General features: G+C 42.5%; 15 protein-coding genes. 11 read left to right on the plus strand and 4 right to left on the minus strand.

Features of this window, described 5'->3' with window-relative positions; all coding sequences use genetic code 11:
• The first annotated feature begins 127 nt into the window (after window positions 1–127).
• Window positions 128–1282: a competence protein CoiA gene (locus QWT69_RS04685; RefSeq protein WP_317969468.1), complete on the plus strand. Its 1155-nt coding sequence runs from the start codon at window positions 128–130 to the stop codon at window positions 1280–1282.
• Between the two features lie 51 nt (window positions 1283–1333).
• Entirely contained in the window at window positions 1334–3154 is a 1821-nt protein-coding gene (pepF, locus tag QWT69_RS04690) for an oligoendopeptidase F (protein WP_317969470.1), read from the plus strand.
• Window positions 3155–3771: 617 nt separating this feature from the next.
• On the opposite strand, the gene QWT69_RS04695 is transcribed toward pepF, so the two are convergent.
• The 3 genes from QWT69_RS04695 to QWT69_RS04705 form a co-directional block, all read right to left on the minus strand.
• Window positions 3772–4578 carry a DsbA family protein gene (locus tag QWT69_RS04695; RefSeq protein WP_317969472.1) on the minus strand — a complete coding sequence of 269 codons (807 nt, stop codon included), beginning with the start codon at window positions 4576–4578 and terminating at the stop codon, window positions 3772–3774.
• Window positions 4575–4967 (minus strand): globin domain-containing protein, encoded by a 393-nt coding sequence (locus QWT69_RS04700; protein WP_317969474.1) that lies wholly within the window; start codon window positions 4965–4967, stop codon window positions 4575–4577. Before QWT69_RS04700 ends, QWT69_RS04695 begins: the two co-directional genes overlap by 4 nt.
• Before the next feature lie 92 nt (window positions 4968–5059).
• Window positions 5060–5764, minus strand: coding sequence for a lytic transglycosylase domain-containing protein (locus QWT69_RS04705; protein ID WP_317969476.1), 705 nt, complete (start codon window positions 5762–5764; stop codon window positions 5060–5062).
• Between the two features lie 144 nt (window positions 5765–5908).
• On the opposite strand from QWT69_RS04705, the gene QWT69_RS04710 reads away from it, so the two are divergent.
• The 6 genes from QWT69_RS04710 to QWT69_RS04735 all read left to right on the plus strand — a co-directional run bounded on the left by QWT69_RS04710 (window position 5909) and on the right by QWT69_RS04735 (window position 10629).
• A complete protein-coding gene (locus QWT69_RS04710) occupies window positions 5909–6301 on the plus strand; it encodes a UPF0738 family protein (protein WP_317969478.1) in 393 nt (130 codons plus the stop codon).
• 15 nt (window positions 6302–6316) lie between these two features.
• Window positions 6317–6994, plus strand: a complete 678-nt coding sequence (yjbM, locus tag QWT69_RS04715; RefSeq protein ID WP_317969480.1) for a GTP diphosphokinase — start codon at window positions 6317–6319, stop codon at window positions 6992–6994.
• A complete protein-coding gene (locus tag QWT69_RS04720) occupies window positions 6991–7791 on the plus strand; it encodes an NAD kinase (RefSeq protein WP_317969482.1) in 801 nt (266 codons plus the stop codon). Before yjbM ends, QWT69_RS04720 begins: the two co-directional genes overlap by 4 nt.
• Window positions 7792–7828: 37 nt before the next feature.
• Window positions 7829–8716, plus strand: coding sequence for an RluA family pseudouridine synthase (locus QWT69_RS04725; protein WP_317969484.1), 888 nt, complete (start codon window positions 7829–7831; stop codon window positions 8714–8716).
• Window positions 8717–8798: 82 nt separating this feature from the next.
• Window positions 8799–10172, plus strand: coding sequence for a magnesium transporter (gene mgtE, locus QWT69_RS04730; protein WP_317969486.1), 1374 nt, complete (start codon window positions 8799–8801; stop codon window positions 10170–10172).
• Between the two features lie 4 nt (window positions 10173–10176).
• Window positions 10177–10629 (plus strand): hypothetical protein, encoded by a 453-nt coding sequence (locus tag QWT69_RS04735; protein WP_317969488.1) that lies wholly within the window; start codon window positions 10177–10179, stop codon window positions 10627–10629.
• Window positions 10630–10735: 106 nt separating this feature from the next.
• Here the strand turns inward: QWT69_RS04735 and QWT69_RS04740 are convergent, their stop codons facing one another.
• Window positions 10736–11293 (minus strand): CotY/CotZ family spore coat protein, encoded by a 558-nt coding sequence (locus tag QWT69_RS04740; protein ID WP_317969490.1) that lies wholly within the window; start codon window positions 11291–11293, stop codon window positions 10736–10738.
• A gap of 119 nt (window positions 11294–11412) precedes the next feature.
• Between QWT69_RS04740 and QWT69_RS04745 the strand changes: the two genes are divergently transcribed.
• Genes QWT69_RS04745 through QWT69_RS04755 form a run of 3 tightly spaced genes read left to right on the plus strand, consistent with a single transcriptional unit; the run spans window position 11413 to window position 13264 of the window.
• Window positions 11413–11814 (plus strand): hypothetical protein, encoded by a 402-nt coding sequence (locus QWT69_RS04745; protein WP_317969492.1) that lies wholly within the window; start codon window positions 11413–11415, stop codon window positions 11812–11814.
• Window positions 11814–12269: a stage V sporulation protein AC gene (spoVAC, locus tag QWT69_RS04750; RefSeq protein WP_317969494.1), complete on the plus strand. Its 456-nt coding sequence runs from the start codon at window positions 11814–11816 to the stop codon at window positions 12267–12269. The genes QWT69_RS04745 and spoVAC overlap by 1 nt, the downstream gene beginning before the upstream one ends.
• Window positions 12263–13264, plus strand: a complete 1002-nt coding sequence (locus tag QWT69_RS04755) for a stage V sporulation protein AD (RefSeq protein ID WP_317969496.1) — start codon at window positions 12263–12265, stop codon at window positions 13262–13264. Before spoVAC ends, QWT69_RS04755 begins: the two co-directional genes overlap by 7 nt.
• The last annotated feature ends 2 nt before the right edge of the window (window positions 13265–13266 follow it).

The raw sequence follows: 13266 nt of genomic DNA on the forward strand, positions 1-13266 counted from the left end.
TTTCTTTGTTAGATTCATACACCAAGCTGTTTCCTTCCTTCGGGTGGTAACAGCTTTTTTTGCGGTTTATATTCCTCACGGCAACTTGCCTTTTATTCAGTAAATTCGTATAATTATCGTGAAAGGAGTGAGTTTCATACTAACAGCTAGTTTGAAAGATGGTCAACTTGTCGTCCTTACGGCTGAGCGAGAACGATCGGCTTTACGTGAATGGAGGAGGACGGAACGATTTTACTGTCCATTATGCCGTAAAGCGGTCCATTTAAAAGTCGGTGATATCGTTATCCCACATTTTGCTCATGAAAAGCGTTCAGCTTGCACACAATCATTCTCTGAAGGTGAGTCGCCGCAACATCTCAACGGCAAGCGTCTGTTATTCGAATTGTTAAGCGCACGTGCTGAAAAAGTCATCCTGGAACCGGTCATCCAGGAAGTATCTCAACGGCCAGATTTACTTGTCACAAACGGAGCAATTCAAACCCCTATTGAATTCCAATGCAGTACCATCCCCCTATCACTATTGCAATCACGTACAGAAGGATTTCGAAGTATCGGCATGGACCCTGAATGGATCTTGCATACACCGAAGAAACTCCTTCATCAACGATACGGCATCGGCGTATTCCAACTTACTAAATTTCAAGAGTGGTTTATGACTACTATCCCCCTTGAAAGCCGTTACTTGCTGACGTTTAATCCCCAAACAAAGACATTCCATTATTTTAGCCATTTACTGCATGTCGCAGGACAACGTTATATCGGCATACACCAAAGTCTTCCTATACGATTTCAACATTTTCCTTTCGTCTTGCCTAAACCACCTAGTATGGTCGATCTGACTGACTATGCAGCTCGCTACAGTTCCATGCGAGAAGATGGATTAAAACAAAGCATCTTATTAAACCGCAAAGGTGTACAAAACCCTTTCCTGAGAAGCTGTTATGAGTTAAGGACTGTTCCTGTGCAACTTCCACATTGGATAGGGGTGCCAACTACTAAGAGTGAAGCATTCCGGGAAGCGGATTATGAGTGGCAGTTACGATTAATTCATTTCATGCGAAGGGAGGGGGTGGCAATCTCTCATATCAGAACGAGGCATTTTGAACGTTTTGTCTATCAATTCTCTGATTCTTCGTCAGATAAAATAGATGCTTGCCGTGAGTACATTGAATTTCTTATTCAAAAAAAGTTTGGTTTACAGTTGCAGAAAACTGAATGTAAGGAAAATTTGATAATGACACTAATTTCAGCGAGATTTCTTGCAAGTAAAGCGCAAAATTGAGATAATGAAAAAGATTCGATATACGAAGCAATAGGACAGGGAGGATTTTGAATGACTACTGAAACTAAAAACAAAGTATTAACGCGCGATGAAGTGAAAGTTGATGAAACTTGGCGCTTGGAAGACATTTTTGCATCCGATGACGTTTGGGAGCAAGAATTCAAAGAAATTGAGAAGTTGAATGAAAAAGCGGGATCATTCAAAGATACATTGAATGATAGCCCTGAAGCATTATTTGAAGCCCTCACTTTCCGCGATGAAATTTATGCAAAGCTGAGCAAAGTATATACGTATTCACACTTGAAAAGTGACCAAGATACGACCAACAGTTTCTATCAGGCGATGGAGAGCCGTGCGAAAACGTTAGCGACAAAAGTTTCGACAGCGCTTTCATATATCACGCCGGAACTGATGAGTATTCCCGAAGATAAGCTGGCTGATTTGGTTAACAACAATGACAAACTGAAATTATACAAACAAGAATTTGAATCGATGAATGCGCATCGTCCTCATATCCTGCCTGCTGAGCAGGAAGCTTTGCTTGCTCAGGTGAGTGAAGTGACTGGCAGTCCGTCAGAAACTTTCAGCATGTTAAATAACGCTGATTTAACATTCCCGATGGTGAAAGATGAAGAAGGCGAAGAAGTGGAACTTTCTCATGGGCGCTATATCCGTTTCCTAGAGAGCAAAGACTCTAGTGTACGTGAAGGTGCTTTCAAAGCGATGTACAGCAAGTATGGCGAGTTTAAGAACACATTCGCATCGACATTGAGTGGAACTGTTAAATCCCATAACGTGAACGCGACAATCCGTAAATATTCATCAGCACGGGAAGCGGCATTGTCAAACAACCATATTCCGGAGCAAGTATATGATAATCTTGTTGAAACGATTAACAAGAATATCGGCCTGCACCACCGTTATGTAGCATTGCGTAAGAAAGTATTGGAATTGAACGAACTTCATATGTGGGACATGTTCGCTCCGATGGTAAAGGACGTCGAAATGAAGATGCCATACGAAGAAGCGAAGAATACAATGCTAGATAGCTTCCATCCACTGGGCGAAGAGTATACGTCCATCGTTAAGGAAGGCCTCGATAACCGCTGGGTCGATGTTCGCGAAAACAAAGGGAAGCGTTCAGGCGCATACTCTTCCGGAACATACGGTACAAACCCTTATATCTTAATGAACTGGCAGGATAACGTGGATAATATGTTCACATTGGCACATGAATTCGGTCACAGTGTCCATAGTTACTATTCACGCAACAACCAGCCATATAATTATGCGGGCTATTCCATTTTCGTAGCTGAAGTCGCTTCAACAGTGAACGAAGCACTGCTAAATGATTATCTATTGAAAACGATCGACGATGAACAGAAACGGATTTACTTGCTGAATCACTGGCTTGAAGGTTTCCGTGGCACTGTGTTCCGTCAGACGATGTTTGCTGAGTTCGAACACCTTATCCACAAGCTCGACCAGGATGGTGTCGCTTTAACTGCAGACAAACTATCTGAAGAATACGCCGCACTGAACAAGAAGTACTTCGGCGATGCAGTTGAACAAGATGCTGAAATCGCATTGGAGTGGGCGCGTATCCCTCACTTCTATTACAATTACTATGTGTACCAATATGCGACAGGATTTAGTGCTGCGGTAGCACTGAGCCACCAGATTTTATCTGAAGGGCAACCTGCTGTAGATCGTTACATCAATAACTTCTTGAAAGCAGGCTCTTCTGATTATCCGATTGAAGTATTGAAAGCAGCAGGTGTTGATATGACAAGTGCTGCTCCAATCGAAGAAGCATGCCGTGTATTTGAAGAACGTTTGAATGAGCTGGAAGAACTGCTTAACAAACAATAAGCCATTTGAAAAAGACTGACTAAGCCTGTTTACAGACTAAGTCAGTCTTTTTCTCTATCTGTCTGGTAGTTATATCTATATAATTTTATAGTAAGCGCTTTCTTTTAGTGTATAGAAGAATACCAATGTTTTTTGTAATCAATAATCTTATAGGTAAGGTGTTACAAGAGCTTTTCATTTGTGACATTCATGTGAAACTTCATGTGAAATGTTGATGTTACTATTATTTTATGATAAGTTATAGATGTGAAATAAATCACAAACCAAACATACACCCCTTTTGTTTGAACGTGAACATTTCTCCCATTCCCTTTATAAAGAGCATCCCTCTCCCCCAGGAGCGGATGCTCTTTTTGTTTTTATATGCATTTTTTCCATAGCGGAACGTATTGCGAGCGCAACGTAATAGTTCCGCGTAACAGAAGCATCCAGCGTAGCGACACAATCAAATTCTTCTGCAACGCAACCATCCAGTACAGTAACACAATCAAACCCGGGTAACGCAACCCAACTACGACATCAAGCTTTCGTAATTTAATCTAAAGCTAACTACAATAAAAACCGGATGAAGGAAAACAATCGTTTTCTTCATCCGGTCTATAGTAAAAGGGCATTATTCATTTACGTCTGCGCCATAATGTACGGTCCTTAAAAGGCAGTCTTTCGAGATTTTGAAGAAGCAATTGTTTCTTCAATTCGCGTTCAGCGCTTTTCTCGGGAATATGATAGATCTCAGCAATCTCTTTCGTCGCGAGTGAATCGAAACGTCCAAAAAGCTCTGGGAGAGTAGGGGGTGCGTCGGGAGTAATCGAATAACCCACCATCTCTTCAAGAATCTGTTCATAGATTTCATACGAATGGAGACCGTTTACTTTCAATCCTTCATCTTCAATATTTTCATTAAAGAAAACGAAAGAAGGCGCATCTACGACTTCCATTTCATTCGCCAAGTACAAATCGACTTGTAATGAGCGCATGACGTGCGGTGATGAGAAGTCTAGTACAAATTCGTCTACATCCAGGCCGAGATTTTCTGCGATTTCAACGAGAACTGAAAAGGACAGGACATTTCGGGATTTTAAATACGTATATTCAAAAATCTTTGATAGAAAACGGAATCCTGCACGCTTTCCCTGGAACTCAGCCGCTTTCATCGCGATGCTTGGGAAAGCGGGATGGTGCTTATCACAGGAAGTGACGTCGTCTCTATTGCCGAAGTAGGATAAGTTCATCTTCGGTAAAGAGGTAAGGAGTGCGATTTTTAAAGTGAAGTAGCGCTCGTATTCTACTTGTAATTTTCGGAGTAAAGGTTGTAATGCCCAACTTTTACTGCATAACGGGTCAACGAATACATAGATTTCAATTGGCTTTGACAGTGGAACGGATGAGGTAATGCTGTTTACCAAAATGGTCTCTTGATTCACTGCTCTTCCCCCTCGCTTCTATTCACCATATGATTCGCAGTTAACGCGAGCCGTTGATAATACACTTCACGAAGAGGTCCTTCCAATCCGACATCGTCCATAGCTTCCGCCATGCATGCGAGCCATGCTTTTGCCCGCGTTGGTGTTATAGGAAAAGGCATATGACGCGCTTTCATCATCGGATGGCCGTGCTCTTCCGTGAAAAGGTTCGGTCCGCCTAAATATTGTGTTTGAAATTGTATCTGTTTTCGTGCTGTCTCCGTCAAATCTGCCGGGAAAATCGGGAAAAGATCAGGATGGACAGCCACTTTATCATAAAAACGTTCAATGAGTTCCGACAGCTTTTCAGCGCCGATCTCCTCATAAGGAATCAAAGGTTTTCGAGTCATGTATGTCAATCTCCTTTGCTCTGACTGTATGGGTATTTTATCAACCATACAAATCTTTCACAAACATATTGCCTTATGCGAGTCATATGTTGTTAGATTTCAAAACGATTATAATAGCTTAGCACCTTCGTTACATATTGCTGTGTTTCTTTAAATGGCGGGATTCCGCCGTACTTCTTCACATTGCCGGGACCGGCGTTATAGGCGGCAAGTGCAAGCTCGACATTGCCGAACTGATCGAGCATCTGTCGCATATACTTTGCTCCACCCATAATGTTCTGTTTGGGATCGAAACTATCGGTTACACCTAATAATCTTGCAGTTCCGGGCATCAATTGCATGAGACCGGCTGCACCAGCACCGCTTACTACGGAATTATTAAAGTTGGATTCCTGTTTGATGACTGATTTAATGAGGTTCACTGGCAATTGATAACGTTGAGCTGCCTCTTTAATAATATCATTATATGAATGGCCTTCATGATTATCCGAATTTCCGCCTGAGTAAGTCATTCCGGCTTTACTAAGTGCCGCTGATAGATTGGCAGGCATATATACATTATTCAACCCTTCATACCGCAGGCTGTCCATCTGCTGAAGACTGCCGAGCATGCCGAAAGCCTGTTGTTGAAGAGCACCGGGAATTGAAGACGATTCTGTAGTGCTTGTAAGCATTTCATTAATCATCGAGTTGAATAATGATGAAGTGGAATCCTGTCCACTCGCATAATTTTGAACGGAACCGAGTGTCTGCATAGCTTGTATATCCATTAATGAGCGTATAGCGCGGGTATCCATTGCGTTACATCCCTTCTCTGAAACAATCTGTAGTTGCTTATGATTCAAGTATAGCAAGTTCTGTGCAAAAACGCATGTTACAGACTGCATCAGCGCTTGTCATATGGTAGACTGAACCTATGATCATTGAAAGGAAGAAGACTTATGCGAATTCAAAATCGAGTGACAAAAGGACAACAGCATAATGATACAATCCGGTTCCATCTGGACGGGAGTGCCGAGCAACCCTTGGGGAAACCTGCAGGGAAAATGATTACCGATTCAGATGAAATGTCTTTCGTTTATCTGATGGACGATATAGAAGGTTATGCACATATTCATTTCCCTCGAGAAGTATGGGCATATATGGTGGAAGCGCTTCGCAACGAAGAAGAACCGATGCTTCAATGGAACGACAGAAGCATACCACTGCCAGGTTTCATAGAAGAACTGACGATGCTCATTTACAATATTGAAGGCAATGACAATTATGGAGAGGCATTTACAACTGCCGTCGAGCAGGAGTTCCAAGCCATCCTTCAAAGTATTGAGATTTAGTCTGGAGGGGTACTGATGAAGGAGTGGAAACAATTTCTCGAGCCATATAAGCAAGCCGTGGCGGAATTGAAAGTGAAATTCAAAGGTTTACGTGCTCAATATGAATTGGAAGGCGTCCATATGCCCGTGGAGTTTGTAACGGGACGAGTCAAGCCTCTTGCTAGCATCTATGACAAGACACTTGAAAAGGATATTCCTTTTAAACCATCTGCTGAACTGGCGGAAGAACTACCGGATATTGCAGGGTTGCGCATCATGTGTCAGTTTGTAGACGATATCGGTAAAGTTGTTGCGACTTTACGCAAAAGGACGGACTTGTGTGTAATTGAGGAAAGGGATTATATATCCCACAAAAAGCCGAGTGGTTATCGTTCCTACCATATGATTATTGAATATCCCGTTCAAACAATTCATGGCGGAAAAACGATACTCGCAGAAATCCAGATTCGGACATTGGCGATGAATTTCTGGGCATCCATTGAGCATTCATTGAATTATAAATACCAAGGTGAATTGCCGAATGAAATCAGACACCGTTTGGAACGCGCGGCAGAAGCGGCTTTTAGACTTGATGAAGAAATGTCCCTGATCCGCGATGAAATCCATGATGCACAACAATATTTCAGCGCCTATAAAGAGACCGCTGATCGCGATTATAACGAGACGAAACGAAAGGGGGAGGAAGAACGATGAAATTCGCGGTTCAGACACGAAACGATTCCATTTCGAATCGTTTAAAGGATGAAGCTGTCGATTATTTGACGGACTTCGGTCTTGTGCTAGATGAAGAAGAGCCAGAAATCGTCCTCTCCATCGGAGGAGACGGAACATTACTTCATGCTTTTCACAAGCATATTCATCGGCTGAAAGATACGGCTTTTATAGGTATCCACACAGGCCATCTAGGTTTCTATGCGGATTGGAAGCCTGAAGAGATGGAGAAACTTGTCCTTTCAATTGCACGCAAGGAATATGAAGTCATAGAATATCCTTTGCTTGAAGTGACGATTAATTATCGTCATAGTGATAAGGTGACAACATACTTGGCACTCAATGAATCAACTGTTAAATCACCAGAAGTGACACTCGTTATGGATGTTGAGCTGAATGGTGTTCATTTTGAGCGGTTCCGTGGTGACGGGTTATGTATGTCGACACCTTCAGGCTCTACCGCTTATAATAAAGCACTTGGCGGGGCAATCATCCATCCGTCATTGCCGGCCATCCAATTAACAGAAATGGCCTCCATCAATAATCGGGTATTCAGGACAGTTGGTTCGCCGTTAGTTCTACCTGCCCATCATAGTTGTATTTTAACGCCTGTGAAAGGCCCCGATTTTATGGTGACAATTGATCATTTACAACTTTTGCATAAAGACGTGAAGTCGATTGAATACAAAGTTGCACAGGAAAAGGTGCGTTTCGGCAGATTCCGTCCATTCCCGTTTTGGACACGCGTACATGATTCGTTCATAGCAAACGATGATTAACAATCGATTTACTATGGATTTTGTGATGGATGGACAGATGATGTTACTAAGGGATTTCCTGCAAATGAAAGGTATTTCAAAAAGGACATTGACGGCCGTCAAATATGACGGTGGGAAATTACTCGTCAACGGCGTAGAACAGACCGTTCGGCATACGTTAAAAACAGGCGATATCGTCACAGTCCATTTCCCGATTGAACAGGTGAGCGAGGGGCTTACACCAGAAACCGGTCCGCTCACGATCATCTATGAAGACGAAGCCTTGTTAATTATTGATAAACCTGCGGGGCAAGGGACGATTCCATCAAGGGATCAGCCGGCAGGCACAGTCGCAAATTTTGTAGCAGGCAAATTCAATGTGGAACGCGTTCCGTCTACCGTTCATGTTGTGACTCGACTAGACCGGGACACATCAGGGCTTATATGTATCGCAAAAAACCGCCATATCCACCATCTGTTAAGTGAACAGATGAAAACGGCAGGTTTTAACCGACGATATATGGCACTAGTCGAAGGGGAACTGGCGATTGAACAGCTTGTTATCGAGCAGCCAATCGGTCGGAAAGACGGAAGTATAATTGAACGGACGGTAAGAGCAGATGGTCAATATGCAAGGACGGATATTGAAGTGACAGGCATGTTCAAACAACAGGATACACACTATGCCGCACTGTCCGTCAAGCTTCACACAGGTCGTACACACCAGATTCGGGTGCATATGCAGTGGCTCGGCAATCCTCTTGTAGGCGATGATTTATATGGCGGCTCGCAGAAGTTGCTGGACAGACAAGCATTGCATTGTTCGTCGATTGGATTCGTACATCCTCTCACAAATAAACAAATGCAATTTGATAGTGGATTTCCTGCAGATATAGTGGCATTGATAAAAGAAGAATACCAATTAGAAAAGAGTAGTTTCTGCTAACTGACTAAGCAACGTCGATGGCATGGTCCACTTACGACTTGAAAAAAGTTATGCATATCGGTTTGAAAAGGAAGGTGTAGCCATGACAGTGAATGAAGAACTTCGAGAAGAAAATAGTGTGGATGAAGCAAAATTACTCGACTCCCTCGAAAAAAATGATATAAAAGCATTTCGTGAAGAATATTTAAGTCTTCACCCTTATGACCGTGCAATTTTTTATGAAAATGTTAATACTAGCCATCGGAAAACAATGTATTTCTATCTATCTCCAAAAGAGCTGGCTGAGATTTTTGAAACAAGTGAAATAGATGAAAGCGAGTATAAACAGTTCCTTCAGGAGATGGACACGACGTATGCGGCAGATATGATTTCATACATGTTCGTCGATAACGCGGTAGATGTCCTGAAAGAACTTGATAAACTTCATATCGCCAGCTATTTGACCCTTATGAATAAAGATTCGGCAGCGCAAATCAAAGCACTCTTGCATTACGAAGAATATACAGCTGGTTCCATCATGACAACGGAATATGTTTCAATACCACAGAATTCCACAGTTCGATCGGCTATGACGATTCTTCGCAATGAAGCGCCGGCTGCTGAAACAATTTACTACATTTTTGTCGTTGATGAAGACAACCATTTGACAGGTGTCGTTTCACTTCGTGATTTGATCATTACTGATGAAGACACACTGATCCAGTCGATTATGAACGACCGCGTTGTCAGTGTATTCGTTTCAGATGACCAGGAAGATGTTGCACGTACAACACAAGATTACAACTTACTGGCAGTACCCGTTGTCGATTTCCAGCACCATATGCTTGGAATTATTACAGTCGATGACATTCTCGACGTCATCGATGAAGAAGCCTCCGATGACTATTCTAAACTTGCCGCTGTTTCAAATATGGACTCGTTTGATAAGACATCATTATCGGCTGCAAAGAAAAGGATTCCTTGGCTGCTCATTTTATTAGTACTAGGTATGCTTACGGCAAATTTGATTGACTTGTTCACAGATACAATTTCACAAGTTGCACTACTTGCTGCTTTCATCCCGTTGATTGCCGGTACAGCCGGAAACAGTGGAACACAAGCGCTGGCGGTTGCTGTCCGTGGTATTGCAACACGCGATATTGAAGATGAGAGCAAGTTCAAGCTACTGCTACGTGAAGCAGGAACAGGATTGATTACAGGAATTGTATGTGCTGTTTTTGTGGTAGGTCTCATCTTCGTTTGGAAGCATGAATTTATCATTGCCTTATTGGTTGGAGCAGCTATTTTAGTCTCCATTTTTGTTGCAACAATTTCAGGATCGTTCATCCCGTTGTTCATGCATAAGATGAAAATTGACCCTGCCGTTGCCTCTGGACCATTCATTACGACACTAAATGACCTCATCAGTATCATCATCTATCTTGGTCTTGCGACTACGTTCCTTAGCAGCCTGTAGATGGATGGAATGCACTTCGGTCCCTTTAGGCGCATATACTACGGAAAAAGGGGGAGAAACTATTTCCTATCCACATCCGTTACTGTTTGTGCAAGGGCCACCTGTTTTTGTGAAGGTGAAAATGGTTGAGGAAGAGAGTACGTCGGTATTTATCATCAATCATCATACAGAGAAAGAGACGCTTGAAGTTCATCCATCCTCCGTCAATGAATTGGAAACGGTAGCAGTTGGAACGAATTCGGCCATTCGACAAAAGATTGATTATTTAAGTCGTCCATTTCAAAAACAAGCTTATCACCCGCTTCAATTTATTGTTGAAGGGAAAACGGTAAAAGGTGATATTCAAAAGGTTCAGGATTCGACAATCTGGATAGAGTTGGATGATGAAGTGACTGAAGTGGACATCGAGAAAATTGAAGATGTGTTGTGGAGAGGTCAATCATTCGATCAAACATAAGCAAGACAGGACAGAAAGTTGTCCTGTCTTTTTTGTACCAAAACGTACAGGAAAATGCCCGACCAGTCTAGCCGGTCGGGCAAATTAAGCATTACAGGTCATGCGGTCAGTCTTCGTCGCAATCGATGAAAACGTCTTTCACACATTGGATTCCACAGAAACACGTCAGATCCACCGTTACACAAGCACCAGTTGCAGCAAATCTTTCTACGAGACATACTGCATCAAGGTCTAATTTCCCGCCTTTGAAGAGGTCAACTCTACGTCCTCTTGCATCAAGTGGTTCAAGAACTTGCAATGTTGCACAGCAATTGTCAAAGATTCTTTGTACTCTGAAGAAAACTGAGAAACATGTCGCACAGTCCCTATGACTTTGGTCCGTCGAAGTTGCTTCCGCCTCTTCGGCAAACCTTCTATTTCTTTTGAACATTGCTTTGAATGGATCGCCTTTTTCATTCATCAACATGAATACACGTGTGTTCGCACGTTGTCTAGTAGGACTTACCAGGCTACCGAGCGGAGTAAGGAAACAATCGGTTTTACAATCGTCGCAATCAAGATCATCTCTGATATCTTGCACACGCTTAATGGCACGCACCACTTCACAAATACAGTTATCGTTGTGGCGTGCACTGCCGACGTCGTCATTTCTTCCACATCCCATTCATTCCACCTCCTTTTCTCAACTCCTTATACTTTATGCGTCTGTTGTATTAGGTCTAGGGCAAACATCACGATATGAATAAAAAACAAGTGGCATTGGCATACTGTTAAAAAAAGGGGATGTTCATTATACGTCATTTACTGCTTATTCTTAGTCTGGTCTTATTGCTTGCGGGATGTGTCCCTAATGAATTCAGAATCGACAATCGTACCGATTTAAATAGCAGCCAAGCAGAGGAATTGATAAAAGATGATAATCGCATAAAGGGAGCTGCGGCATTATTCTATGAAGACCATCTGATTGCGGGTATCCGAGTCAAGACTTTTTCTAGATTCAATAAACGAAAAATTGCTACCGAATTGGAAAAATCCTTGAAGGAAGTATATCCTGATTTATCCATACTCGTATCAGCAGACAGTAAAATACTAACAGAAACGACAAAATTAATGCTTGAAAAAGAGGATGAAAACGTCAAAGAAGATATACATGAGCTAATTGATTTGGTGGAGGAAGAGACCTAATGGATAAAAAAAAATATGCGAAAATCGAACAAGGAATTACGCCCCCTACACCTATACTTAAAAACGTCATCAGAGCATTTCTCACTGGCGGAACGATTTGTCTGATCGCACAATTCATAGCGGTGTTTTATATGACTTTCTTCGACTTTACTGAACGAACTGCTAGCAATCCGACGGTGGCAACAATGATTTTCTTATCTATGTTGTTGACGGGTTTCGGGTTATACAAAAGAATTGGTCAATTTGGTGGTGCGGGTGGTGCGGTACCGATAACGGGTTTTGGAAATGCGGTCATTTCCGCTGCTATTGAACATAAATCGGAAGGCTATGTGCTTGGTGTAGGTGGCAATATGTTCAAGCTTGCCGGTTCGGTCATTCTGTTCGGCGTCTTTTCGGCTTTTCTTGTCGCTCTTATTAAGACAATTCTAGTGAAACTTGGCGTTGTTTCATGGTGAAGACAGGCTTGTTAACGTTTCCTTCCCTTCCTGCCATCGCAACAACGGGTGTGACCGCGGGGCCTTTAGAAATGAAAAGCCCTTTTCATATCCATTTTGACAAAATTTATGAGGATGAAAGATGTGACGAGAAGACGAATGAACACGGACATGCGAAATTGATAGAAGATGCTTGTATGATCGCGTTGAGTAAAATCGGGAAAGTACCAAGTGATGCTGATTTTTTACTTGTCGGCGATCTTGTCAACCAGATGACACCTTCGAATTTCTCGGCGACTACTATGGGCATACCTTATATAGGGCTCTTTTCAGCATGTGCTACATCGGTTTCGTCGTGGTTGCTTGCCGCATTACTAACCGAGTCAGGAATGTCCAATCTCGCTGTAGCAGGGGCTGCAAGTCAACATAATTCGATTGAAAGGCAATTCCGTTATCCTATCGAATACGGAGCACAAAAAGCGGACACGGCTCAATGGACCGTTACAGCAGCAGGTATCGCCACAATTACACCATATAAAAAAGGGGTTCCTTCTATTGTATGTGGCACGATTGGTAAAGCGATTGATATGGGGATGACAGATCCTCTCAATATGGGTGCGGCAATGGCACCCGCTGCAGCGGATACATTAAAAAGGCATCTAGAAGGGCATGGAAAGCAAGCAAGTGATTACGATTGCATCATGACCGGAGATCTAGGGAAAAATGGTTTTGCGATTTTTAGTAAGCTCATTCAAAACCAGGGGATAACCAATTTGGATAATTTCAGCGATGCAGGTATGGAGTTCTATGGAAAAAACCCTGATTTCATGGCTGGAGCGAGCGGCGCGGGTTGCTCTTCTGCAGTTTATTTATCTGAAGTCTATACGAAAATGCTATCACGTGAATACAAAAGGGTGCTTCTCATAGCAACAGGTGCTTTATTGTCACAGCTATCATTCCAACAAGGCGACACAATCCCTTCCATTGCACATGCGATAGAACTAACGATGAAATGAGT

The organism is Sporosarcina oncorhynchi (genome assembly GCF_033304615.1).
GTDB classification, from domain to species: Bacteria; Bacillota; Bacilli; order Bacillales_A; family Planococcaceae; genus Sporosarcina; species Sporosarcina oncorhynchi.

What these genes read in the sequence shown, in the direction of transcription:
- pepF (WP_317969470.1), top strand. Translation starts at nt 1,334, where the DNA reads ATGACTACTGAAACTAAAAACAAAGTATTAACGCGCGATGAAGTGAAA.
- QWT69_RS04700 (WP_317969474.1), bottom strand. Translation starts at nt 4,967, where the DNA reads ATGACTCGAAAACCTTTGATTCCTTATGAGGAGATCGGCGCTGAAAAG.
- QWT69_RS04705 (WP_317969476.1), bottom strand. Translation starts at nt 5,764, where the DNA reads ATGGATACCCGCGCTATACGCTCATTAATGGATATACAAGCTATGCAG.
- QWT69_RS04710 (WP_317969478.1), top strand. Translation starts at nt 5,909, where the DNA reads ATGCGAATTCAAAATCGAGTGACAAAAGGACAACAGCATAATGATACA.
- yjbM (WP_317969480.1), top strand. Translation starts at nt 6,317, where the DNA reads ATGAAGGAGTGGAAACAATTTCTCGAGCCATATAAGCAAGCCGTGGCG.
- QWT69_RS04720 (WP_317969482.1), top strand. Translation starts at nt 6,991, where the DNA reads ATGAAATTCGCGGTTCAGACACGAAACGATTCCATTTCGAATCGTTTA.
- QWT69_RS04725 (WP_317969484.1), top strand. Translation starts at nt 7,829, where the DNA reads ATGATGTTACTAAGGGATTTCCTGCAAATGAAAGGTATTTCAAAAAGG.
- mgtE (WP_317969486.1), top strand. Translation starts at nt 8,799, where the DNA reads ATGACAGTGAATGAAGAACTTCGAGAAGAAAATAGTGTGGATGAAGCA.
- QWT69_RS04735 (WP_317969488.1), top strand. Translation starts at nt 10,177, where the DNA reads ATGGAATGCACTTCGGTCCCTTTAGGCGCATATACTACGGAAAAAGGG.
- QWT69_RS04740 (WP_317969490.1), bottom strand. Translation starts at nt 11,293, where the DNA reads ATGGGATGTGGAAGAAATGACGACGTCGGCAGTGCACGCCACAACGAT.
- QWT69_RS04745 (WP_317969492.1), top strand. Translation starts at nt 11,413, where the DNA reads ATGTTCATTATACGTCATTTACTGCTTATTCTTAGTCTGGTCTTATTG.
- spoVAC (WP_317969494.1), top strand. Translation starts at nt 11,814, where the DNA reads ATGGATAAAAAAAAATATGCGAAAATCGAACAAGGAATTACGCCCCCT.
- QWT69_RS04755 (WP_317969496.1), top strand. Translation starts at nt 12,263, where the DNA reads ATGGTGAAGACAGGCTTGTTAACGTTTCCTTCCCTTCCTGCCATCGCA.